Source organism: Rhodococcus sp. YH3-3, assembly GCF_001653035.1.
Taxonomy (GTDB): Bacteria; Actinomycetota; Actinomycetes; order Mycobacteriales; family Mycobacteriaceae; genus Rhodococcus_F; species Rhodococcus_F qingshengii.
This window is the reverse complement of sequence record NZ_BCWH01000002.1, coordinates 1,191,556-1,214,992: the sequence shown is the minus strand read 5'-3', so window position 1 is coordinate 1,214,992 and position 23,437 is coordinate 1,191,556. Positions and strand designations below refer to the sequence as shown.

23 protein-coding genes are annotated in these 23,437 nt (G+C 62.5%); 11 read left to right on the top strand and 12 right to left on the bottom strand.

Translation table 11 applies throughout. The annotated features are described in order from the left end of the window. Positions 1-28 precede the first annotated feature (28 nt). Genes YH3_RS18530 through YH3_RS18520 form a run of 3 tightly spaced genes read right to left on the bottom strand, consistent with a single transcriptional unit; the run spans position 29 to position 2,791 of the window. The gene (locus YH3_RS18530) at positions 29-901 is read right to left on the bottom strand and encodes an ABC transporter permease (protein ID WP_007733521.1); all 873 of its coding nucleotides are present in this window, start codon (positions 899-901) and stop codon (positions 29-31) included. Continuing rightward, entirely contained in the window at positions 894-1,715 is an 822-nt protein-coding gene (locus tag YH3_RS18525; RefSeq protein WP_003940477.1) for an ABC transporter ATP-binding protein, read from the bottom strand. The genes YH3_RS18530 and YH3_RS18525 overlap by 8 nt, the downstream gene beginning before the upstream one ends. Continuing rightward, complete coding sequence (locus YH3_RS18520; protein WP_007733528.1) at positions 1,712-2,791, bottom strand: ABC transporter substrate-binding protein; 1,080 nt, start codon at positions 2,789-2,791, stop codon at positions 1,712-1,714. The genes YH3_RS18525 and YH3_RS18520 overlap by 4 nt, the downstream gene beginning before the upstream one ends. Positions 2,792-3,068: 277 nt before the next feature. Here YH3_RS18520 and YH3_RS18515 point away from each other — a divergent pair, with 277 nt between their 5' ends. After that, positions 3,069-4,031, top strand: a complete 963-nt coding sequence (locus YH3_RS18515; RefSeq protein ID WP_007733529.1) for a sigma-70 family RNA polymerase sigma factor — start codon at positions 3,069-3,071, stop codon at positions 4,029-4,031. Here the strand turns inward: YH3_RS18515 and YH3_RS18510 are convergent. Next, on the bottom strand, positions 4,007-5,728 hold the full coding sequence (locus tag YH3_RS18510; protein ID WP_007733531.1) for an FUSC family protein: 1,722 nt from the start codon (positions 5,726-5,728) through the stop codon (positions 4,007-4,009). The genes YH3_RS18515 and YH3_RS18510 overlap by 25 nt on opposite strands. A gap of 187 nt (positions 5,729-5,915) precedes the next feature. Between YH3_RS18510 and YH3_RS18505 the strand changes: the two genes are divergently transcribed. Next, complete coding sequence (locus YH3_RS18505) at positions 5,916-7,094, top strand: acyl-CoA dehydrogenase family protein (protein ID WP_039973350.1); 1,179 nt, start codon at positions 5,916-5,918, stop codon at positions 7,092-7,094. A gap of 4 nt (positions 7,095-7,098) precedes the next feature. On the opposite strand, the gene YH3_RS18500 is transcribed toward YH3_RS18505, so the two are convergent. Then, on the bottom strand, positions 7,099-7,725 hold the full coding sequence (locus YH3_RS18500; RefSeq protein WP_007733533.1) for a TetR/AcrR family transcriptional regulator: 627 nt from the start codon (positions 7,723-7,725) through the stop codon (positions 7,099-7,101). Next, entirely contained in the window at positions 7,722-8,378 is a 657-nt protein-coding gene (locus YH3_RS18495; protein ID WP_007733534.1) for a TetR/AcrR family transcriptional regulator, read from the bottom strand. The genes YH3_RS18500 and YH3_RS18495 overlap by 4 nt, the downstream gene beginning before the upstream one ends. 183 nt (positions 8,379-8,561) lie before the next feature. On the opposite strand from YH3_RS18495, the gene YH3_RS18490 reads away from it, so the two are divergent. The 7 genes from YH3_RS18490 to fadD11 are packed head-to-tail and all read left to right on the top strand — an operon-like array spanning position 8,562 to position 16,831. Then, positions 8,562-10,118 carry an NAD(P)/FAD-dependent oxidoreductase gene (locus tag YH3_RS18490; RefSeq protein WP_042921712.1) on the top strand — a complete coding sequence of 519 codons (1,557 nt, stop codon included), beginning with the start codon at positions 8,562-8,564 and terminating at the stop codon, positions 10,116-10,118. Then, positions 10,118-11,050 (top strand): metal-dependent hydrolase, encoded by a 933-nt coding sequence (locus YH3_RS18485; RefSeq protein WP_003940129.1) that lies wholly within the window; start codon positions 10,118-10,120, stop codon positions 11,048-11,050. The genes YH3_RS18490 and YH3_RS18485 overlap by 1 nt, the downstream gene beginning before the upstream one ends. After that, entirely contained in the window at positions 11,047-12,138 is a 1,092-nt protein-coding gene (locus tag YH3_RS18480) for a PDR/VanB family oxidoreductase (protein WP_007733536.1), read from the top strand. Before YH3_RS18485 ends, YH3_RS18480 begins: the two co-directional genes overlap by 4 nt. Beyond that, the gene (locus YH3_RS18475) at positions 12,135-12,635 is read left to right on the top strand and encodes an SRPBCC family protein (RefSeq protein WP_007733538.1); all 501 of its coding nucleotides are present in this window, start codon (positions 12,135-12,137) and stop codon (positions 12,633-12,635) included. Before YH3_RS18480 ends, YH3_RS18475 begins: the two co-directional genes overlap by 4 nt. Further along, positions 12,632-14,065 carry an aldehyde dehydrogenase family protein gene (locus YH3_RS18470; protein ID WP_007733541.1) on the top strand — a complete coding sequence of 478 codons (1,434 nt, stop codon included), beginning with the start codon at positions 12,632-12,634 and terminating at the stop codon, positions 14,063-14,065. The genes YH3_RS18475 and YH3_RS18470 overlap by 4 nt, the downstream gene beginning before the upstream one ends. Before the next feature lie 4 nt (positions 14,066-14,069). Beyond that, the gene (locus YH3_RS18465) at positions 14,070-15,032 is read left to right on the top strand and encodes an SDR family oxidoreductase (protein WP_007733543.1); all 963 of its coding nucleotides are present in this window, start codon (positions 14,070-14,072) and stop codon (positions 15,030-15,032) included. Continuing rightward, positions 15,029-16,831, top strand: coding sequence for a fatty acid--CoA ligase FadD11 (gene fadD11 / locus YH3_RS18460; protein ID WP_064443841.1), 1,803 nt, complete (start codon positions 15,029-15,031; stop codon positions 16,829-16,831). Before YH3_RS18465 ends, fadD11 begins: the two co-directional genes overlap by 4 nt. Here the strand turns inward: fadD11 and YH3_RS18455 are convergent. The 5 genes from YH3_RS18455 to YH3_RS18435 form a co-directional block, all read right to left on the bottom strand. Further along, complete coding sequence (locus YH3_RS18455) at positions 16,807-17,892, bottom strand: sulfate/molybdate ABC transporter ATP-binding protein (RefSeq protein ID WP_007733546.1); 1,086 nt, start codon at positions 17,890-17,892, stop codon at positions 16,807-16,809. The genes fadD11 and YH3_RS18455 overlap by 25 nt on opposite strands. Next, positions 17,889-18,698, bottom strand: a complete 810-nt coding sequence (locus tag YH3_RS18450; RefSeq protein WP_007733547.1) for an ABC transporter permease — start codon at positions 18,696-18,698, stop codon at positions 17,889-17,891. Before YH3_RS18450 ends, YH3_RS18455 begins: the two co-directional genes overlap by 4 nt. Continuing rightward, the gene (gene modA, locus YH3_RS18445) at positions 18,695-19,504 is read right to left on the bottom strand and encodes a molybdate ABC transporter substrate-binding protein (RefSeq protein WP_007733548.1); all 810 of its coding nucleotides are present in this window, start codon (positions 19,502-19,504) and stop codon (positions 18,695-18,697) included. Before modA ends, YH3_RS18450 begins: the two co-directional genes overlap by 4 nt. Before the next feature lie 25 nt (positions 19,505-19,529). Continuing rightward, entirely contained in the window at positions 19,530-19,925 is a 396-nt protein-coding gene (locus YH3_RS18440) for a molybdopterin-binding protein (protein ID WP_003940157.1), read from the bottom strand. 125 nt (positions 19,926-20,050) lie between these two features. After that, entirely contained in the window at positions 20,051-20,629 is a 579-nt protein-coding gene (locus tag YH3_RS18435; RefSeq protein WP_007733549.1) for a carboxymuconolactone decarboxylase family protein, read from the bottom strand. Positions 20,630-20,764: 135 nt separating this feature from the next. On the opposite strand from YH3_RS18435, the gene YH3_RS18430 reads away from it, so the two are divergent. Both YH3_RS18430 and YH3_RS18425 read left to right on the top strand, forming a co-directional pair. Beyond that, positions 20,765-21,955, top strand: coding sequence for a pyridoxal phosphate-dependent aminotransferase (locus tag YH3_RS18430; RefSeq protein WP_003939670.1), 1,191 nt, complete (start codon positions 20,765-20,767; stop codon positions 21,953-21,955). Further along, positions 21,952-22,962 (top strand): AraC family transcriptional regulator, encoded by a 1,011-nt coding sequence (locus YH3_RS18425; protein WP_003940556.1) that lies wholly within the window; start codon positions 21,952-21,954, stop codon positions 22,960-22,962. The genes YH3_RS18430 and YH3_RS18425 overlap by 4 nt, the downstream gene beginning before the upstream one ends. Here the strand turns inward: YH3_RS18425 and YH3_RS18420 are convergent. Beyond that, positions 22,959-23,384, bottom strand: coding sequence for a VOC family protein (locus YH3_RS18420; RefSeq protein WP_003940409.1), 426 nt, complete (start codon positions 23,382-23,384; stop codon positions 22,959-22,961). The genes YH3_RS18425 and YH3_RS18420 overlap by 4 nt on opposite strands. Positions 23,385-23,437 lie beyond the last annotated feature (53 nt).

Below are 23,437 nucleotides of genomic sequence, written 5' to 3'. Positions count from 1 at the left end.
TTCGCAGAATCTTTCCGTGAATGTGTGGTCAGGTGGTGACGCGCCAGCGCGAGAGCCGACGTTCGATCAGGACCAGAATCGCGTTGATTGTCAGACCCAACAACGAGATCGCGACGATGCCCGCGTACATGTTCGGGATCTGGAAGTTGAGTTGTGAAGCGGTGATCAGATACCCGAGACCGGCTTTGGCCCCGACCATTTCGGCGGCGATCAGCACGAGAATCGACGACGCGGCTGCCATGCGGATACCCGTGAAGATCGTGGGAACAGCGGCGGGCAGAACCACCTTCTGGAACAGCCGAATCGAGGAGAACCCCAGCGAGGCAGCGGACTTGATCAGCAGGGGGTCCACTGTTCGCACACCGGAGATCGTGTTGAGCAGAATCGGGAAGGTGCAGGCGTAGATCACCAGGGCGATCTTCGATTCCTCACCGATTCCGAGAATCAGCACGAAGACGGGAAGCAGAGCCAAGGCTGCTGTGTTGCGGAACAATTCGAGAATCGGGTTGAGGAAGTCGGAGACCGGGCGGTACCAGGCGATCGCGATTCCCAACGGAATCGCGATCGCGATGGCCACGAAGAATCCGGTCAGCGCACGCGTCAGACTGGCCGAAACATGCTCTTGCAATTGTCCGTTCTCGGCGAGAGTGAAGAATGCGGACACAACTTCGGTGAAGGGCGGGAGGAAGACCTTGTCCACCAGCCCGAGCCGAGGTGCCGCTTCCCAGATCCCGAGGAAGATCGCGATCGCAATCGACGGCTTGGCAATCCGCCAGGCGGTGGAACGAATGTAGCGCGCCGCCTTGCCGCCGGCCTGGCTCCGCTGTGCAATGTCAGGTGTTTTGTCGGCCAACGGTTTCGGGGTGGCGACCACCTCCGGCGTCGCCAATGCGCTAGACATGTGCAACCTCCTTGGCAGGATCGAGTTCGCCGGCCCGAGCGCGCTCGACTTCACCGTGCAGCAGCGTCCAGATCCGGTGCCGGAACACTCGGAACTCCTCACCTGATCGCACGTCGTCGCCGGACCGGTCGATGTCGATGTCGACGATCGTCTTGACGCGCCCCGGCCGCGAAGTCAGTACTGCAACACGTTGCCCGAGGTAGATGGCCTCGTCGATTCCGTGGGTGATGAACAAGATGGTCTTGCCGGTGGCCTTCCAGATGCGCAGAAGCTCGTCCTGCAGCGACTCTCGCGTCTGTGCGTCCAGCGCAGCAAATGGTTCGTCCATCAGCAACACTTCGGGGTCGAATGCCAGGCTGCGGGCGATCGCGACTCGCTGCTTCATTCCACCGGACAACTCGTGCGGATAGCGATCCGCGAAACCTTGCAGACCGACCAGTTCGAGGTAATGCTCGGCGAGCTCGCGTCGCTCGCTCTTCTTCACGCCCTTCGCTTCGAGTCCGAACTCGATGTTGTGACGTGCAGTTCGCCATGGAAGTAGCGCGTATTGCTGGAAGACGATTCCCCGATCCAAGCCTGGGCCCGTGATCTGCTTGCCGTCCAGAAGGATTCGACCGGAAGTGGGCGAACTGAGTCCTCCGAGGAGGTCCAGCAGAGTCGACTTGCCGCAACCACTCGGCCCGACGAGGACCAGGAACTCCCCCGGCGCCACGTCGATGTTGATGTCCTCGACCGCGGTGAAAACTTCGTCGGTCCCACGAATGTCGAACTGTTTGGTGACGTGCTCGAGCCGTAGTTTCGGTTCTGTGCTCATTTTGCTGCCTCCAGTGCCTGTCCGTCAGCGCCGCTGTCGGGTGAATACGTTCCGTTGGCGTACGGGTTGAATTCGTTGGTGTAGATGTCCGACGGCTTCAACTTTCCTTCTTCGAGTTCGCCGTTACGGGTGAGCCAGTCGATCCACGTGCTGATCTCGGTATCGGTGATCGTTCCGCCGGGGCCGGCGACTCCTGGGCTCTTCCAGTAGCTGATGAGCTTGGTGTCCTCGTTGCGTCCGCGGCTGTTGATGATCGACGTCAGCTTCGCGACCACTTCTTCTCGTGGGTGTGTCTGCGTCCAGCGGATGGCCCTCGCTGTTCCCTGCACGAAATCGGCGACCGCCTCCTTGTTCTGCGCGATGTAGTCGTCACGGAACACCAACGTGCCGTAGGTGAACGAGCCGAACAACGATTCGTCCGTGAACAGCTCGCGAAGGCCACCACGTTCGAGCGCGGAGTCACGGAAGACCGAGCCGAGGGTGGCGACGTCGATCTGTCCCTGCCGCAACGCTTGTTCCGTGTTGACCGGCGGAACCACGATCAGTTCCACCTGCTTGATCTCGTCCGGTGTAAGCCCCTCCCGCGCAAGCCATTCACGCACGACGAACTCGTGGTGCGCACCGAGGGTGTTCATCCCGACCTTCTTGCCGATCAGGTCCTTCGCCGATTTGATCGGACTGTCGTCGAGAACGTAGTACCCGTTGAAGCTCTCCTTGTCGGAGCCGTAGTACCCGATGACCGAGGTGATCGGTGAACCCGCGGAAGCCAACTTCACCACCGCCCCGTTGAACGCTCCGCCGAACTCGGTTTGACCGGTCGCTGCGTTCTGAATGCTCTGAGGGCCGCTGGTCGTATCGCCGATCCAGTTGAGCTCCACGTCGTTGAAGTAGCCGAGGTCAGCGGCCAGTTCGGGGTAGATGACCTGTCCGGTGCTGCCCTCGTACCGCAGGACGGTCTTGCCGTCGGCGGTCTTGACCACTTCGTCGGAGGAGCCCGAGCAGGCAACGGCAAAACTGGACAGAGTGACAAGAGCGACGACCGCGGCTACCGAGCGCGCGAAACGAGGGCGAATCATGAAGTTGCTTCCTGTAGAAGATGATTGGTTCAGTTCTCGGCTACACCTGTCCGGAGCGCCGTGTGCGGCGCTCGGCACAGGCAGGTGTGGGGAATGTCAGTTCAACGACAACAGTTGAGCGACATGAGCGGGAAAGACCGAAACACGTGAGACTCCAATGAATGTGCAGACAGGATCGAGCCGTGAGCAGTGCCGAAACCATACGTCGGCACCCACTACCTGGGTCAACGGTTACATTCATGCCGGATTTAATGTGTGAGGTCCGTATCATGAGGGCATGCTTTCGCCGACGACTGCGCAGGACTTCGAGCAACACCGTGGCCACCTGACGTCGGTGGCCTACCGTCTCACCGGAAGTTTCAGCGACGCTCAGGATGCGGTGCAGGAAGCGTGGATACGGCTTCAAGTTGCCGAAAACACGCGAGGCGACGAATTGCAGATCCGCGAACTGCGCGGATGGCTCACCACAGTTGTCGGCCGAATCTGCCTCGATCATCTCAAATCGGCCGCGGTCAGAAGAGAAAGCTATGTCGGACAGTGGCTTCCGGAGCCGATCGTCACGCCCGTCGACGCCACCTCGGGCACACCCTCAGCGACACCCGATCCGCTGGAGTACGTCGTGACGCAGGAACAGAATCGTTTTGCTGCCCTCGTCGTCCTGGACACCCTTACTCCCGCTCAACGCGTTGCCTTCGTCCTGCATGACGGCTTCGACGTGCCCTTCGCCGAGGTTGCGCGCATCCTCGAAATCGAAGTAGCCACTGCCCGTCAGTTGGCCTCGCGGGCCCGTAAAGCCGCAGCGTCGGCGCCGGTCCCGGTCAGTAGCGAGGAGCATGCTGCTGCCGTCGAGCGATTGGTGACGGCTATCGCGAGTGGAGATCTGAACGCCGTGATAGGTGCACTCGATCCCGATGCCGTCCTGATCGGTGACGCAGGCGGAACTACCCGCACGGCTGTCAACATTGTGCGCGGCAGCGATCGTGTCGCGCGGTTCTATCTGGGATTGGCCCGCAAGTACGGACCGGCAGCGGTGTTCTCGATGTCACCGGTTCTCGTCAACGGACAGCTCGGCGGTGTATTCGCCGGCTCACCGGGGGACGACCAGTACCCGCAGTTCGCCGCTCGCGTTGCCGGCTTCACTGTCCGCGACGGAGTCGTGTGCGCGGCCTACGACATTGCGAATCCAGCCAAGTTCAGCGCTGTGCCGATGCTCGATCACACCGAACCCGAACGCAAGTAGCGAGACTCCCATTCCTCGAGGTGTGATCTGGACACCTGCGTGCCGAACCACAGTCGGTGCAGTACATCCGATCCCAGATGGTGCAATTCGGTGTGCGTCCTCCACTGCTGCGACGCCCACTCGGGTTCGTTGTGGGCGGCGTCGATCCCGGCCATCGCGCTACCTCGCAGTTCGAAGTCCAGGTCCCGTCGAAGCTCCGAAAGCTCCGACCAATTCGCCTGTGGTGCATAGTGCCTCGCGCGAATTTCGGTCAGCAGCTTGAACAGGACGCTACTGGCCCGTTCGTCGACCCAGATCAGAGTGCGTCGATGCGCACCGCGCCCCACCGTCCACAGGACCACCAACGCCACGACGACGCCGATTGCCGTCTCGAGCATGCGGCTGAGGATCAGATGTCGGACGGTCCCGTGCGCACCACCGGCCGCGCCGAGGAGAATCGCGAGGGCGGTGATGAAGATGACGGCTATCCCGTAATTCCGCACCAGGAACAGCTCGACCCCCGCCATCAGGACTGCAAGTACCGCCACCAACCACAGACCGGTCGGACTCCAGGAGTAGATGGCACCCAACAGAATCAACCCGAGGACGGTCCCACCGATGCGGTGGATTCCGCGATAGGTGCCCAGTATTCGATCCGGTCCTTGATGAAGGACCATCGCCGCGGCGATCACCGCCCAGTCCGGGCGATCGATGCCGAGCAGGACGGTGAGGGTTCCCGCCGCCATACAGGCAATGGACAGCCGAAGTGCCGTCACCGACGCTCGGCTGGACCGATTGCAGGCGCGGAGGAACCGATATCGGATCGTCGGGTCGGGCAGAGGCGGGTGAGCACCGACGTCGTCGACGTCGAACGCGGGGTCGGCCATGAGTTCCGGATCGTGGTCGTCGGAGATCGCCCTGGCCATCGAGATCTGCGCTCGTTCGAGTTCACGGGTCAACGGGTGGTCTTTCCCGACGATTGCGCCGCGGTAGAGGCACTGCCACGCGTCGTGCAGCCGAAGTGCTGCAGCGTGGCGTTTGTCTCGCGTGAGTTCGGGTGGGGCGTACCTCGCCTGAGCGTCCGTGTACTCCGCAACGGCCGAGACGGCTGCCTGTACAGCGCTGCGTTCGACAGCTCTCGGTGCCCACAGGATTCCCGTCATCGAGACGACCACCGCGCTGATCCCACCGATTGCCGTCCACATCGCGACCTCGACCGGCGGCTGACCGGGAGTGGCGATCACGGAACTGATCTCGGTGGTGAGCAACAGAAAGAACGCGCCCGGTGGACCCAATCGAAGCGCGTCGACGGTGAAGGCGCAGGTCGACACCACGACGGCCATGATCAGCACGACAAAGACGAGCAGCACCGTCGGCGCTCCCTCGGCGATGGCTCGGTGGACGGGCTCACCCACCGATGCCCCGACGAAGGACAGGATCGTCAGCGCCGTCGCAGCGATACCGACTGCCTTCCACCTGCTCCGGTACGGACGACCCTCACCGTAGATCGATGCAAATGCACCGAGGCCGACCAGGAGCGAAGCAGACCCGAATCCGAGCAGTGTGGCGATGGCCGCCGGAATCGCCAGGGCGAGGGCGACGCGAACCGCTCCGGGGTACCGGTTTCCCACCGGCGGCAATCCGAACAGGACGCTGCGCGCCGGCCGCGGAGCCGGGAGGTCGGACTCATGACCCGCTGATGTTTCTTCGGGGTCCACTGCCCATCCTTCGCGCCGGCCTGTTCGTGTCTGTGTCGTCCCATTCTTGCGGGCGGCCGACGTGGAATTCGAGGCGGGTCCGGAGGTCGATTCAACCACCCCTTTATTGACACTATGTCAACAGTGTGGATGATAGGTGGAGTCGGATCCGCTCGCGGGTCGCACTTCATCGATCGGGAGAATCACGATGACGCAAGGATCTACCGCAACCCGGACCGCAGAACGACGGTCCCCGTGGATGGACGACGAATTGGAGGCCGTGGCCGACCTGGCAAGGAACTTCTTCGCCAAACACGTCACACCGCATCAGAAACGCTTCGCGTCCCAAGGTTTTCCCGACAAATCCGCATATCGGGAACTCGGGGCGCTCGGGCTCGCCGGCATGTCGATCCCCACCGAGTACGGCGGCGGAGGAGGAACTTTCGCGCACGACGCCGTGCTGTTCCACGAGCAGGTCATGGCGGGTGATCATTCACTCCAACTCGGCGTGCACTCGGGAATCGTGCCGCACTACCTCAATGCCTACGCCGATCACGAGCACAAACAGCGCTGGCTACCGAAGCTGGTGAGTGGCGAGTGGGTGGGCGCAATCGCCATGACCGAGCCCGGCACCGGATCCGACTTGCAGAACATCACCACCCGAGCCGTCCGCGACGGTGACGACTATCTGATCAGCGGCGCAAAGACCTTCATCTCCAACGGTCGCAATTGTGATCTGGTGATTATTGCCGCCAAGACCGATCCCAGCCTCGGAGCGCGTGGAGTGTCGCTCATCGTGGCCGAGGTCGATGACAACACACCGGGTTTCGAGCGCGGGCGAATACTCGAGAAGGTCGGACAGAAGGGCCAGGACACCACCGAGCTGTTCTTCGACCGCTTGCGGGTGCCTGCAACAAACCTGCTCGGGGACCGCGAAGGCACAGGGTTTGCCCAGCTGATGCAGCAGCTACTGCCTGAACGATTGATCTGCGGAGTTGCAGCCACTGCGGCAATGGAGCGTGCAGTCGCCCTCACCGTCGAGTACACCAAATCCCGAAACATGTTCGGGCAAACGCTCTTCGATCTGCAGAACACCCGCTTCGAACTTGCCGAGTGCGCGTCCATCGCTCGTATCTCACGAACGTTCATCGACGACTGCATCGTCAAATACGTTGCCGGGCAGCTCGATGCGACTACCGCCGCGATGGCCAAGTACTGGCTCACCGACCAGCAGTGCGCCGTGATCGACCGCTGCGTGCAACTACACGGCGGGTACGGCTACATACTCGAATATCCCATCGCTCAGATGTACGCCGACGCTCGTATTCAGCGAATCTACGCCGGATCGAACGAAGTCATGAAGGACCTCGTGGCGAGATCACTCTGAGCAATCAGGAATCCGCCTCGCACGCCGGCAGAACGTCACGCACGATGGCGAGCAAACTGCGTACCAGCAGAAGGTGCACCTGTTCGCGGTCGAGCGCTCCCGTCACCAACCACTGCTTACTGGCGGCCTTCGCCAAGCCTCCGTACGCCACGATCATCGAATGAACAGCAGCCGCGCTGCCTTCACTCGGTCGAATCTCGAGCGCATCCATCATGCGTCGCGCAGCAACGTCGTCAGCATCCTGCAGGATCCGATCCATCTCGGGATCACGGCGGAGGTCGTCGGACATGATTGTCGAGATCCACATGTCGCGATGACGCCAGGCGACGTCGAGCCACCGATCGATCACGGCGCCGATCCGCTTCTCCTGGCTCGCCGATCGCGGAATGCGGTCCACCGCCACTTCGGGAATGAAGACGAACCGCCGCACGACGTCGAGATACAACTCCCGCTTGGAGCCGAAGTAATGATTGAGCAGCGGACGTCCGACCCCAGCCGCCTTGGCCAACTCGGTCATCGAGACGTCGGCAAAAGACTTCTCCTCGAAAACCTTTGCCGCGCTGACAATGATCTGCTCACGCCGGTCTTCGGGACCGAGACGCCTTCCGCCTGTGGCCGACGCGGACGTCATTCTTTTCTCGCGGGCGTGCTGTTGACCGTCGCCTGCGCCTCGACCATGAGCGAAATGTGCTCCACCAAACGCTTTCGAGAGATCTTGGAGGACGGGGTGTGCGCCTGATAGATGAACGCGAGGGCACCGAACAGCCCCACCGAATTGAGTTCGGAGTTCGCGGAGTCGGTTGCCTCGCCGCCGTACATCAGCTCGAGCGACGCGGAAATCGGATTCGTGAACTCCGCCATCAATTCTCGCCCTCGATCCCACAGCGCAGGTTCCGCCTGGGATTCGACGAACATGATGCGTCCACGTCGAGGATCTTTGAATACGTAGTTGGTGAAGGCCTTCACCACGTGGCGGATCAGGGCCGACGGTTCGGAAGGCGCCGCCTCGAGAGCGTCCAGAATAGTGTCACGCGCACCGAGAACGACCTCGTCGAGCACGGCGACCAGCAGTTCGTCACGGTTGGCGAAGCTCTCGTAGAAGTACCGTTCGGTCAGCGCGGCCTCGCGGCAGGTCGCACGCATGGTCGCGGCGGCCGCTCCCTCGGTGCCCATGATCTGCAACCCGGCTTCGATCAGCTGTGTCCGGCGCGCGGCGCGGCGATCTTCCGGTTCCTGCCCACGCCACCTGCGCGGGCCGGTGCGCCGAGCCTCGGTATCCGTCATGTCCCCATGTTCTCACTGACCGGCAGCGCTCTCGACCTCAGGTTATCGCGGCGACCTCCGCAAGCGAACTGACATCGCCCGATGTCAATCAGTTGAATTCTGACATCAACCGCTGTTGACATCACTTGATGTCAGACTTACTCTTCGTTCAGTTGTTCACGCACCAATCAGGAGGCGTCACACATGGTCGACATCGACCCAACCTCGGGGCCATCGGCCGGTGACGAGGAAACTCGAACTCGCCGAACACGAGTCGTCGTCATCGGAGCCGGTTTCGGCGGCATCGGAACGGCTGTCCGCTTGAAGCAGTCCGGGATCGACGACTTCGTCGTTCTGGAACGTGCCGCGGAGCCCGGGGGGACCTGGCAGGTCAATACCTACCCCGGTGCACAGTGCGACATCCCGTCGATTCTGTACTCGTTCTCGTTTGCGCCCAATCCGAACTGGACGCGGCTGTATCCGCTACAGCCCGAGATCTACGACTATCTCCGGGATTGCGTCCATCGCTTCGGACTGGCCGGTCATTTCCACTGCAACCAGGACGTGACAGAAGCTTCGTGGGACGAGCAAGCCCAGATCTGGCGGGTACACACTGCGGAAACCGTGTGGGAGACACAGTTCCTGGTCGCGGCCACCGGCCCGTTCAGTGCCCCCGCCACACCCGACCTTCCCGGGCTCGAATCGTTTCGTGGTCAGATGTTCCACACCGCGGACTGGAACCACGACCACGACCTTCGCGGTGAGCGGATAGCCGTGGTCGGCACCGGTGCCTCTGCGGTGCAGATCATCCCCAGACTGCAACCGCTCGCAGACACGTTGACCGTGTTCCAGCGGACACCGACGTGGATCCTGCCGCACCCGGATCAGCCGATGACCGGCTGGCCGAGCGCTCTCTTCGAGCGGGTGCCGCTCACCCAACGACTGGCACGCAAGGGACTCGACCTGCTCCAAGAAGCCCTGGTACCCGGATTCGTGTACAAGCCGTCACTGCTCAAAGGGCTGGCCGCACTCGGCCGAGCACACCTTCGCCGGCAGGTGCGGGACCCGGAGCTTCGCGCAAAGCTGCTCCCCCACTACGCATTCGGATGCAAGCGTCCGACGTTCTCGAACACCTACTATCCCGCGCTGGCGTCACCCAATGTGGAGGTGGTGACGGACGGAATCGTCGAGGTGCAGGAGCGCGGAGTCCTCACCGCGGACGGCGCCTTCCGGGAAGTCGACACCATAGTCATGGGAACCGGCTTTCGTATGGGAGACAACCCGTCGTTCGACATCATCCGGGGCAAGGACGGCCGCAGCCTCGCGCAGACGTGGAACGGCAGTGCCGAGGCCTTCCTCGGCACCACCATCAGCGGGTTTCCGAACTTCTTCATGATCCTCGGCCCCAATTCCGTGGTCTACACCTCGCAGGTCGTCACGATCGAAGCGCAGGTCGAGTACATCGTGAGCTGCATTCTTCAAATGGACGAGCGCGGCATCGGCAGTATCGACGTCCGGGCAGACGTGCAGAGAGAGTTCGTGCGCGCGACCGACCGCCGACTCGCCACCAGCGTATGGAACGCCGGCGGGTGCAGTAGTTACTACCTCGTCGACGGCGGCCGCAATTACACCTTCTATCCCGGATTCAACCGATCCTTCCGCACCAGGACCAAACGAGCCGACCTCGCTCACTACGCGCAAGTACAACCCGTCTCGTCCGAATCACTCACCACTGCCCGAGAAACCGTGAGGAGCCGATAATGCTCGGCATCAACGCCTTCCGAGGCACACCCGTCGTCGCACCGTCCGGCGCGCGCCGCTACACCGACGAAGCACATGCGATCGCCGCCCGTGACGTCGAATTCGACTGGGACGGCGTACCACTGCATTACGTGCCGAACGAACCGATGGTCACCCACGTCATCAACTTCATGCATCTCGTGTTGCCCGAGGGAGAGCGGGCCATGTCCGCAACGCTCGCCGAAGCGCTCCCGCTCATCGAGGACCCCCGCCTGCACGAAGAGGTGGTGGGATTCGTCGGCCAGGAAGCAACACACGCGTCGTCGCACAAAGGTGCACGCGAGCATCTTGCGGACCTCGGCATGGACATGAAACCGATGTCACGCCGGATGGACTGGCTCGTGGACAAGATATTGGGCGACAAAGGATTGACCGGAAAAGCCAAGCACGCCTGGCTCTGTGAACGTCTCGGCTTGTTTGCCGCGATGGAGCACTACACGGCGGTGGTCGGGGAATGGCTGCTCACCGATCCCGCCCTCGAAGATGCCGGCATGCACCCGACGATGCTCGACATGGTCAAGTGGCACGGCGCCGAGGAAGTCGAGCACCGCAACGTGGCCTTCGACGCCTACATGTACGTGGACGGTAGCTACGCCCGCCGCGTTCGCACGGCGCTGCTCGCCAGCTTCACGTTGTTCGTGTTGTTCATCGCCTCGATGAACTACCTCTTCCGGCAGGACCCGTCGAAGGCGAAGGGCCGCCTGTGGCCTCTGCAACTGATCAGCGCCACTCGCCGCGGCCTGGTCCCGAACATGAAATTCCTGATCACCGAGATTCCTCCGTATCTGCGGCCGAGCTTCCATCCGTCCCAGATCGGGGACATGGACGTAGCCATGCGCTACCTCGCTCGCTCACCTGCCGCCAATCGTTCTTCCGAAAAGAGTGAAGGATGAACAAGACGACTGCCGACCGTCCTCACGACGCACAAGACTTCACACCGACCCGGTCGTTGAGGATTGCCGCACAGGCGACGAGCGCATACCGTCGAATCTTTGCGTCAAGTCCTGCAGCGCAGATACTTTCGCGTCCCAACCCGGTCCGCTACAGCGGATTCGACATGACGCTGGACGTGAAGTCCGTCCGGTTCGAGTGCGCAGACGTCCTGAGTGTCACCTTGACCCCGAGGGAAGGAATCACCCTGCCGTCGTGGATTCCCGGCGCTCACCTAGACGTCATTCTCCCCTCGGGAAGGCAACGACAGTATTCGTTGTGCGGAGACCCCGACGACTTGACCTCGTATCGGATCGCCGTCCGGCGGATCGACGAGGGCGGGGGTGGCTCCCGCGAGATACACGAGTCGCTGAAACCCGGAATGGTTGTCGACGTACGAGGGCCGCGGAATGCATTTCCTTTTGTCACTGCTCCGTCGTACCTCTTTGTTGCGGGCGGAATCGGGATCACTCCGATACTTCCCATGGTGCAACGCTGTCACCGCCGCGGAGTCCCGTGGCGATTGGACTATCTCGGACGAACTCGGGCCGCTATGCCATTCCTGAACGAGATCGAGGAGTATTCCAGCGGCCGGGTAACCATCCGACCCGACGACGAGCTGGGTCCGACGGATATCGGAACACTCGTCGCTGCTGCGGATCCAGGTGCCGCGGTGTACACGTGCGGACCGGTTCCGCTGATGAACACGGTGCGTGCGGCAACTTTCGCCGCCAACCCGACCGGATCGGTGCACAGCGAGAGGTTCTCCCCACTCCCGGTAGTCGACGGCAAGGAGTTCACGGTGCATCTGGCGCGCACCGGTCTCACCGTCGATGTGGGCGAGTCCGAAAGTGCATTGGCTGCAATACGACGCGTACTTCCCGGAGTAGCGTATTCATGCCAACAGGGCTTCTGCGGTACATGCAAGGTCCGGGTGCTCTCCGGGACCGTCGAGCATCGAGACACCCTCCTCACCGAATCCGAACGTACTGGTTCGATGTTGACCTGTCGATCACGTTCCACCGGTGGGTCTTTGGTGGTGGACCTGTGAAGGGAAAATTCTCTCTTTCTGCGGCCGACGCAGCCTTCATCCGCTCCGCTCCGCTGGTGATCACTCACCGGATCGAATCCGAAGCGACATGTGAAAGCTTGTGGCAGACGTTGACCTCGGACGGAGCGCTCACGTCGTGGGCGCACGGGATCACCGGAGCCGACTGGACCTCGGACAGACCATTCGGCGTCGGGACTACGCGAACCGTGCGAGCCGGCGCTTTTGCTGCACTGAACGAGCGATTCTTCCGCTGGGACGAGGGGCGCCGGATGTCGTTCTACGTGGAGTCGGCGTCACTTCCGGGGTTCAAACGCTTCGCTGAAGATCTGGTGTTGGAACCGACTTCGACTGGCAGCCGCCTCACCTGGACGTTCGCTGTGCAAGCGCAGCCGTGGTTCGCCCCCATTCTGACTCTGTCCCGACCGATCCTCCAACGCGTCACCCGCGGCTGGGCCGACGGCGCCGTCCACCACACACTTCAAGGAACTCCACGATGACGGCGACCGAGATCGACACGACCACACAGGCGTCCGACGACACAGTGACACAGGCAGTGCGCGACGCCCGTACTGCTTCCGAATGGTGGGCAGAACTGACATTCGAGCAACGCGCTCGTCGACTGGATCGGTGGCGAGGAATCATCGCTCGTCGCGCATCCGAACTCGCCGACGTCGTGCACCGGGACATGGGCAAGCCGCACCCTGACGCGATGCTCGAAATCGCCATGGCACTAGAACATCTCGCGTGGGCGTCGAAGAATGCCCGAAAGGTATTGGGCAGGCGCAGCGTCCGCTCCAGTTTGTTGACGGTCAATCAGGCCGCCTCGGTGGAGTATCGACCTCTCGGGGTGATCGGTGTGATCGGTCCGTGGAACTATCCGGTCTTCACCCCACTCGGTTCGCTCTCGTTCTCGCTGGCTGCAGGCAACGCCGTGGTCTACAAGCCGAGTGAGTTCGCACCGGCAGTCGGGCAATGGTTGGGCCGCGCCTTCGCCGAGGTCGTCCCTGAACATCCTGTGCTGCAGGTCGTCACGGGCGATGGTTCGGTCGGCGCGGCACTGTGCCTGGCCGGTGTCGACAAGATCGGGTTCACCGGATCGACCGCGACGGGCAAGAAAGTCATGGCAGCGTGCGCCGAGACCCTCACACCGGTGTTGATGGAATGTGGTGGTAAGGACGCGCTCATCCTTGATGCCGACGGAAATGTCGGTGCCGCCGCGGATGCTGCGGTGTGGGGAGCATTGTCCAACTCCGGTCAAACCTGTCTGGGCGTCGAGCGTGTATACGTGCACGAACATGTCTACGGCGAGTTTATCGACAAGACAATCACTTTGGCTGCCCGAGTTCATGCGGGTCCGGGTGCCGAAGACAAGATCGGTCCGATCACCATGCCCTCGCAAGTCTCCGTCATCCGGCGCCACATCGACGACGCGATGTCGCGGGGTGGACGTGTCGTTCTCGGAGGGCTCGGCTCGATCTCCGGCCAGTACGTGCAACCGACCATCATGGTCGACGTCCCCGAAGACAGCCTCGCCGTCACGGAGGAAACTTTCGGCCCGACGATGACGATCACCAAGGTCGCCTCGATGGACGAGGCGGTGGAGTTGGTCAATGCGTCGCCATACGCATTGGGAGCAAGCGTGTTCGGCAAGGACGGAGCGGCTGTTGCCGATCGGCTCCGATCCGGAGGAGCGTCGGTGAACTCTTACGTGATGTATGCCGCGGTTCCCAACCTGCCACTGGGTGGGGTCGGAGCATCTGGTTTCGGACGCGTTCACGGCCCAGATGGTCTGAAGGAGTTCACCTACGCTCGTTCGACGACTCGGCAACGATTCCGTTCGCCCCTACCACTGACGACGTTTCGAAGGACCGCCCGAATCGACTGGCTGGTCAAGGTTCTCATCCGCGCACTACACGGAAGGCACTGAAGCAATGACGGGACGCTTGTCCGCAATTGCGGGAACAGTCCGCGATCTGGGCATTCCACTGCCCGGACGCCGACTCGACTACGACGTCGCAGGGAAGGTCGTACTGATCACCGGTGGAGGCGACGGTATCGGTGCAGCGCTGGCGCGCACTCTCCACCGGCGTGGGGCCACCGTGGCACTGGTCGACGTCAACGAGAGTTCATTGGCAACGGCCGAGCGCTCATTCGAGTCACAGCGAGTCGTGACGGTGACGGCCGATGTCCGAGATCGGGACGGCATGACCGCAGCCGTGCAAACGATCATCGAGCAGCTGGGCAGAATCGACGTCGTAGTGGCCAACGCCGGAATCACCCCTCCCCCGGCAACATTGCGCCAGATCGATCCCGACGCCTTCGATCGTGTGCTCGACGTCAATCTCACCGGCGTCTTCAACACCGTGCATCCGACCATCGACGAGGTGATCCGCAACAGTGGGCACATCGTCGTCGTGTCATCGGCGGCGTCGTTCGCCCCCGGTTTGGGCGGCGCTTCGTACATGATCAGCAAGGCTGGGGTCGAAGCGCTCGGCCGGGCGCTGCGTCTCGAGGTTGCCGGCTACGGCGCTACTGCCGGCATCGCGTACTTCGGGATGGTGGATACACAACTTGCACGCGCCACACTCGACGACGACGAGATCGGGCGCAAACTCGACGCTCGACTACCCGGTCCCCTCCGTCATCGAATCTCCCCGGACCGTGCCGCCACCGTGATCGCCGCCGCGATCGCGCGCCGCGCCGCCCGGACCCTTGCCCCCGCTGCCTGGGAACCCTGGGCGTGGGGACGCGGATTCATCAATGTCCTTGCCGACGGTTACCTGGCAAAAGACAAACAGGCACACGACCTGATCCGCGAACTCGAAGACAGAACCACCGCTGCGGCCCCGACGAATGCGTCAGCCCTGACAAAGGCATCCAGGAGAACATCATGACTACGTTGTGTGCAGCCTTCCAGCGAGTGTCGGCGGTAGCGCCCGACGCGGTGGCCCTGCGAGACATCGGCGATGCGCGAACACTGACGTGGCGCGCGTACGGCGAACAGGTTCGCGATGTTGCCGCGGGATTGGCCGGAATCGGCGTGGGACATGGCGATACGGTTGCATTGATGATGAGTAACCGCATCGAGTTCTACCCGATCGACGTCGGCGCCCAACACCTCGGCGCGACATCCTTCTCCATCTACAACACGTCGGCACCCGAAGCCATCCAGTACATCCTCGCCAATTCCGGTGCGCGAGTGCTCGTCTGCGAGGCCCAGTACGTGGATACCGTTCGCCGATCCGGTGCCACACTCGACACGATCGTGGTCGTCGACGCGCAACCGTCTGCCCAGCAGTCCGGCACCCTGACGCTGGAGCAGATGAAGTCCTCTGCTGCCGCCGATTTCGATTTCGAGAGCACCTGGCGTGCGGTGAAACCGAACGACGTCGCCACGTTGATCTACACCTCCGGCACGACCGGCAACCCCAAGGGCGTCGAGACGACTCATGCCTGTCTGTTGTTCGAAACCACCGCCGTCAGTGCTGTACTCCCCGTCGAGTTCGGTGACCGCATCACCTCGTACATGCCGTCGGCGCACATAGCCGATCGGCTCACCTGCCTGTACATGCAAATGGTGTTCGGCACCCAGATCACTGTCGTGCCGGATCCGAGCCAGGTAGCGGCTGCGCTTCCGGACTGTCGCCCCACGATCTGGGGCAGTGTCCCCCGTGTGTGGGAAAAGCTGAAGGTTGCAGTCGAATCGGCCGTCGCCAACGAACCGGACGACGCGCGGCGAGCGGCATTGCAGTGGGCACTCGACGTCGGTCGCACTCGGCTCGCACACTTGCGAGCCGGTGAAACAGTCCCCGCCGAACTGGAAGCGGACTACGCCCGAGCCGATGCAATGGTCCTCTCCGCTCTGCGTGCGAAACTCGGTTTTGCCGAACTGAAGTGGGCCATCTCTGGCGCTGCACCGATTCCGCCGGACACCTTGGCATTCTTTGCAGCCCTGGGAGTTCCGATCTCGGAGATCTGGGGAATGTCCGAGCTGACATGCATTGCGAGCACCGCACCGGCCGAGCCGACCAAGCTGGGATCGGTCGGAAAGTTGCTTCCAGGCATGGAAATGCGCATCGAGGCCGACGGTGAGCTACTGGTTCGAGGACCGTTGGTCATGAAGGGGTACCGCGGCGAACCGGCAAAAACGGCCGAAGCGATCAGTGCAGACGGTTGGCTTTCGACCGGAGACATCGTCACGGCCGACGCAGACGGATACCTCACGGTGATCGATCGCAAGAAGGAGCTGATCATCAATGCGTCAGGAAAGAACATGTCCCCCGCTGCCATCGAGACCGCAGTGAAGACGTCGTCGTCGTTGATCGGTGAGGTCGTGGCAATCGGAGACGGCCGAAAGTTCAACACAGCGTTGATCACTCTCAGCGCCGACGCCGCGGTCGGAGCGGCACGCTCACTGGGACTTGCGGCCGAGGCCGCGGTACTCGCCAAGGACGCTCGGATCGTCGACATCGTTGCAACTGCTGTCGCCGAGGGAAACTCGCGTCTGTCGAGGGCCGAGCAGATCAAGCGGTTTCACGTACTCACCACGTTCTGGGAGCCAGGCGGCGACGAGCTGACACCGACGATGAAGCTCAGGCGCAAGCCGATAGCCGAGAAGTACGCGTCCGAAATTGCAGCCCTCTATGCGGATTCGGTCGTAGAGGACGTCTACGAGCCTGCGCCCTGCGCATAGATCAGCGTCTCGGTGGCCTTGACCACAAACGTAGCGGCCGATCCCGGAACCAGATCGAGCTCGGCCGCTGCGCTCGCCGTGATGTCGGCAGACAAGCCCGGCTGGCCGGCTTCGTCCTCGGCTCGGACTCGGACGACATCGCCTCGATTTTCGATCTCCGCGATCGTGACCGCAAACGCGTTTCGTGGGCTCCCGTGAGGCGGATCCAGGTAGACCGACACTGCTCGCGGCTCGAAGACTGCCACGGCGGCACTGCCGGCCGGTAGGTCGGTCTCCGTCTGGCCCGCGATATCCACCCCGACCGGACTTCTGAGCATTCCGTCTCCGGCCATCGTGCCGCTGCGCAAGTTGATCCCTGCGATGCGTGCTGCAAATGCACTACGCGGGCGAGTCAGAACTGTTCGTACGTCACCACGTTCGACGACCCGGCCGCCGTCCAGCACGACAACGGTGTCGGCAAGGGCCAGCGCATCCAGAGCGTCGTGCGTGACGAGCACGGCCGTGCGATCTCCTGTTCGGAGCACTCTACGCAGCAACGACCGCAATGCCGGGGCGGAGGCGACGTCGAGCGCAGACATCGGTTCGTCGAGCAGGAGTAGTTCGGGTTCAGCAGCCAATGCCCTCGCCACTGCGACTCGTTGCGCTTGACCGCCGGAGAGCTGTGACGGCTTGCGGTCAGCCAATTCGGCGGCGTCGACTGCGTCGAGCCAGTGGCGCGCGGAATCGGCGGAATCGCGACGCGACCGCCCTGCACTGCGCGGCGCGAACGCCACGTTCGCGGCCGCACTGAGGTGGGGAAAGAGAAGTGCCTCTTGCGCGAGTAGAGCAGTGCCGCGCCGATGCGGCGCCAACGCGACTCCCCTACCGGTATCGGTGAGAACGCGAGAATTCAGTTCGATCAACCCACGCCGCGGGTGATGTAGTCCGGCAACCGCCGCCAGTACCGTCGACTTGCCTGCGCCGTTCGGTCCGAGGACAGCGGTCACCTCACCGGCCGCGACGTCGAACGTCGCAACGACATCGCGCTCCGGAATCTCGATGTCGACGTGGAGGCCACTCACAACGAACCCGCCGATCCGCGTCCACGCACCGCAACCACGATGACCACCGCGACTACGACCAACACCAGCGAAAGCGCCACCGCTGCATCCGGATCGGTCTCACGCTGGAGATAGATTTCCAACGGCAGGGTACGCGTGACCCCTTGCAGACTTCCCGCGAACGTCAGCGTTGCACCGAACTCCCCCAGTGCGCGAGCGAAAGCCAGCACTGCCCCTGACACCAGACCGGGAAGCACCAGCGGCAAAGTCACCCGGCGAAGCACGGTGGTCGGGCGGGCTCCGAGCGTCGAGGCTACAGCCTCGTATCGTGTGCCCGCAGTGCGTAGCGCACCTTCGAGGCTGACGACGAGGAACGGTAGCGCGACAAACGTCTGCGCCAGGACCACCGCGGTTGTCGAGAATGCTATCTGGATGCCGAGCACTTCCAACTGCTCACCGATCAACCCTTTGCGCCCGAACGTGTACAGCAACGCGATACCGCCCACCACTGGCGGCAGAACCAGCGGGAGCAGAATCAAGGATCGAAGAACGGACAGTCCCCGAAAATGACTGCGCGCCAACACCGCGGCCATCGGTACCCCGAACAGGATGCACAGCAGCGTGCTCATTGCCGCTGTCTTCAAACTCAGTTTCAACGCGGCAACCGACGATTCGGAAGTCACGAGTTCCCAGAACTGCGACCACTGCACGGTGGCCAGCATCGCCGCCAAGGGCGCGATGACAAACGCCCCGCCGATCAGCGCGGGAAGGTAAATCCATACCGGCAACCCGAGCGGGGCTCGGGCTGACGGTCGTAGGCGTGTCACGGAGCAGCGAATCCCGCGTCACCCAGAACTTCCAAGCCCTTGGGGCCCTTCACGAGATCGACGAACTTCGTTGCCGTTTCCGAATTCTTCGAATCCTTCAGCACCGCAATCTGGTACAGGTTGACCACCGTGGTGGCTTCCGGGAACGCGACGGTCTGAACCTTGTCACCAGCGGACTTCGCGTCGGTGACGTAAACGATGCCGGCATCGGCCTGCCCGGACGTCACCTTGTTGAGAACGTCGGTCACCGACGATTCTTCGCTGACGGGCGAGAGGGTCTCGCCTGTGGCCGTCTCGACCTTCTTCGTAGCCGCGCCACAAGGGACCTGCGGAGCGCAGATCACCAGTTGCGTCCCCTCCTTTGCCAGATCGGCGAACGACGCGATGCCCTTCGGATTGCCCGGCGGCACAACAATCGTCAAGGTGTTGCTCGCGAAGTCCGAGGGCGACCCCGCGACGACGCCGGCGTCGGTGGCCTTGGTCATGTTGGCGGCGTCAGCCGAGGCGAACACGTCAGCCGGTGCGCCCTGGGTGATCTGAGCGACGAGGTCCGAGGACCCGGCAAAGCTGAATGTGACCGATGAACCGGGGTTCTCGGACTCGAATTCCTTGCCGAGTTCGGTGAAGCTGTTCTTGAGTGACGCCGCTGCGAAGACGGTGATGCTTCCCGTGGCACTATCACTGGAAGTGGTTGTGGTCGGAGCGGCCGACGACGTCTCCGACGAAGAATTGTCGGAGGAACTACAACCGGTCACCAGGGCAAGCGAAAAGGCACCTGCTGCAACAAGTCCGACTACACGCTTCACGAATTTCCTCCAGTATGTTCAAAAACTACGGCGTTTCCACGATGACCGTGGTGGCCTTCACGATTGCGACTCCGATACTCCCGACCTCGAGTCCGAGCTCCCGAACCGCGTCGGTACTCATCAACGAGACGACAGTGAAGGGCCCACACTGCATTTCGACCTGAGCCATCACCTTGTCGGTGACGACCTTGGTGACGAGGCCGGCGAACCGGTTGCGGGCCGAACTCGCACCCGTGAGCGGATCGGCCGGTGCGGGTCCGGCGTTGGACCGGGCGAAGCCCGCCAACTCGGCACCGTCGATGACCTTGCGGCCGGAGTCGTCCGTCGTCGCGGTGAGAAGCCCACCGTCGACCCACCGCCGGACGGTGTCGTCACTGACACCGAGCAGGCCGGCAGCTTCGCGGATTCGAATGTTGGGCACCAGGTGATCGTAGGTCGCAAGTGCGGACCTAACAAGCCGAAATGCTCCGCAGATGCGTGAACTAGTCAATCATGATCACGTATCTGCGGAGCATTGTCGATAGTTGCCGTAGACGAATCAGCGCATCATTCTTCTGCCCAGGGCACACGGCAGGAGTCGGTGCTGAACCCCTGCTCGGTAATCCCCAACGCCGAATACATCCGGGCGCGCATGTTTTCGAGCCCGATCTGATAGGTCAGTTCCACGACGCCCGCTCGCCCGAACCTGCGCTCGAGATCCGCGACCTGTTCGTCCGTCACCCCGTTCTCCCCATGGGGGTCACCGGTCATGGCGTCGGCGTAGGCGATCGCGGCCCGCTCGTCTTCGCTGTACTTCGATGAATCCCGGTAGTTCGCGATCTCTTTCAACTTGTCGATGTCCAAACCGTCCAAGCGCGAGAGCATCGTCCCGAAGTCGACACACCACGAGCAGCCGACAGTCCAGGCGACGCGATAGACGGCCAGTTCACGAATGTTCGACGGCAGCACCTTCGACGCCTTCTGCACAGCCATTTCGTGGCGGGCAGCCGCTACGAACAATTTCCGATGGTTGGCCAGGACGGCAAAGGGCTCGGGGACTTCGTCGTACTGCCTGGCGGCGAATTTGTATGCCACTTTGATCAACGGACTGGCTTCTGACGGTGTCACTGCGGGAATGCGAGTCATGGCAAGCCTCCGTATGTTCTGGGGCACCGGATTCGATGCTCTCTACAGAGTTGGACGATGGCGGCGATTCAAACGTGACAAGCACCGCGTCCGAGCGGATGTGAGGATGCGGTGTCAGCCGACTAAGCTGCAAAGATGCCTTCGACGCCCCGCAACCGCACCGTCTCGCGTCTGCAGCCGTTCGCATCCACGATCTTCGCCGAGATGACAGCGTTGGCCACACTTCACGACGCGGTCAACCTCGGTCAGGGCTTTCCGGATACCGACGGTCCTGCGGCCATGCTCGAGGTAGCGCGCCGAGCCATCGCCGAGGGCGTCAATCAATACCCGCCCGGTCCGGGCATGCCCGTCTTGCGTCAGGCCATCGCGGAGGATCGGCGCATCCGCTACGGACTCGACAGTGATCCCGACTCCGAAGTTCTGGTCACCGTCGGCGCCACCGAGGCGATCAGTGCTGCGATTCTCGGACTGGTCGAACCCGGCGAAGAAGTAGTGCTGATCGAGCCGTACTACGACTCCTACGCTGCATCCGTCGCGTTGGCAGGCGCTGTACGTCGCACAGTTCCGTTGGTAACCGCGGGAGACGGATTTGCGGTCGATCTCGATGCATTGCGCGGCGCGATCACCGCCAAGACGAAGATGCTGATCGTCAACAGTCCTCACAACCCCACCGGCACCGTATTCACCGATCACGAACTTCGAGCGATCGCCGAACTCGCGTGCGAACGCGACCTGATCGTGTTGAGCGACGAGGTCTACGAGCACTTGGTCTTCGACGGCCTCACCCACACACCGATGGCGTCGCTCCCGGGCATGCGTGAGCGCACCGTCACGGTGTCCAGTGCCGCAAAGACTTTCAATGTCACCGGCTGGAAAACCGGCTGGGCGATCGGCCCGCGCGAACTCATCGACGGAGTCCGTGCCGCCAAGCAGTTCATGTCATTTGTTGCCGGTGCACCGTTCCAACCGGCCGTTGCCTACGCGCTCACCAACGAACAGCCGTGGGTCGTCGAACTTCGACAGAGCTTGCAAGGCAAACGCGACGTGCTCGGTAAAGCTCTGACCGAGGCCGGTTTCACGGTGCATTCCGGTGGCGGCACGTACTTCCTCCTTGCCGACATCAGACCGTTGGGCGAAACCGATGCGGGAGATTTCTGCCGCGCACTGCCCGAGCGGATCGGCGTCGCGGCCGTTCCGGTCGACGTGTTCGCGGACAACCGCGACGATTGGAAGCACCTGGTGCGCTTCGCCTTCTGCAAGCAGGACCACATTCTGTCCGAAGCTGCACGCCGTCTCCACCTGCTCCAAGGAGCAGCGCACCCATGACAGCGCGGACCATCCCGACCGCATTCGTCCACCGCTATCTCGCGTTCTCGCCGGACAACGACGTCGATTTGTCGGGTGCACTGCGCGCTGCCGGGATCGACCTCGAGACACTGTCCGACCCGCGCGCCCGGCTGACCCCGACTCAGGTCACCACGTTCATCCAATCCACCTGGCAGATCACCGACGACGAATTGTTCGGCCTCGGATCCGCCCCGGTCCCCCGTGGCACTTTCCGATTGATCTGCCTGACGTTGATCCATTGCCCTGATCTCGGATCGGCCTTCGCTCGAATGTCCGACGTGATCCGTGCGCTACCGGCTCTGGCCCCACTGTCGATCGAGAAGGGCGAGGAAAGCACTCGGGTGAGTTTCGCTGTCCGAGCTCGCGAAGGCGTCGCCGAACCTGATGTCGCAGAACGTGTCACAACCGATTTCGTCCTGATCTTGCTGCACCGATTTTCCGCATGGTTGATCGGAAAGCGCGTCCGACTTCGGGCGGTCGAGTTTCCGTACTCGGCACCGGATGCACGGTTGGCGCAGGACTACGACTACATCTTCGGAGCGCCGGTCACCTTCGGCGCGAAGCGCGCGGCACTGGAGTTCGACAACTCGGCCATGCGTGCACCGATCATCCAAACCGAGGAGACGTTGGAGGAGTACCTCCGAGAATCTCCGATTCAGCTCATGTCCGAACGTGATTACGACAGCACTGCGTCGGCGCAGGTACGACGGGTCCTGGAACTCGGGGTGAAGGGGCGAACCTCCACGGCCGAGGAGATCGCGGAGATGCTCTCGATCAGCGTTCCCCATCTGCGTCGACTGCTGCGGCGTGACGGAACATCACTCAATCAACTACGCGAGGAAGTGCTCCGCGACGTAGCCATCGCTGGTTTGCGGCGCGGAGAATCCGTCGAAGTACTCTCGGCGCGATTGGGGTTCTCCGAGCCCAGCGCCTTCCGTCGGGCCTTCAAACGATGGACCGGCGACACTCCGAGTTCGTACCGCTAGCTGACGCAGAACTCGTTTCCTTCGGGATCGGTCATCGTGATCCACACGCTCGGCCCCTGCGCTCCTCGGTGCAGGATCGTCGCCCCCACCGTCTCGAGGTGCGCTGCGACATCCTCGCGCTTGTCGCCCACTCGTATGTCGAAATGGAGCCGGTTCTTCACCGTCTTCGATTCCGGAACCAGTTGGAACAGAACGCGGGGACGTTCGGGATGCTCCGGATCGCTGATGGCCGCACCTTCGCGCCAGACGAGGACTCCCTCGAATGTCGTGGTGTCGGATTCCTTGGCGTGACCAGCGGCGACGAGGCCCCTGATGAAGTCTTCGTCGCTGGGCTCCGCTGCCCACCCGAGTGCTGCGGCCCACCACTTCGCCTGTTCGTGCGGATGTGCCGAATCTACTGTGACTTGAAATTCGTATCCCATGTTCCGACGTTAACGCCGACCACCGACACCTAGTGAAGGTTCAGCCGAGCCCG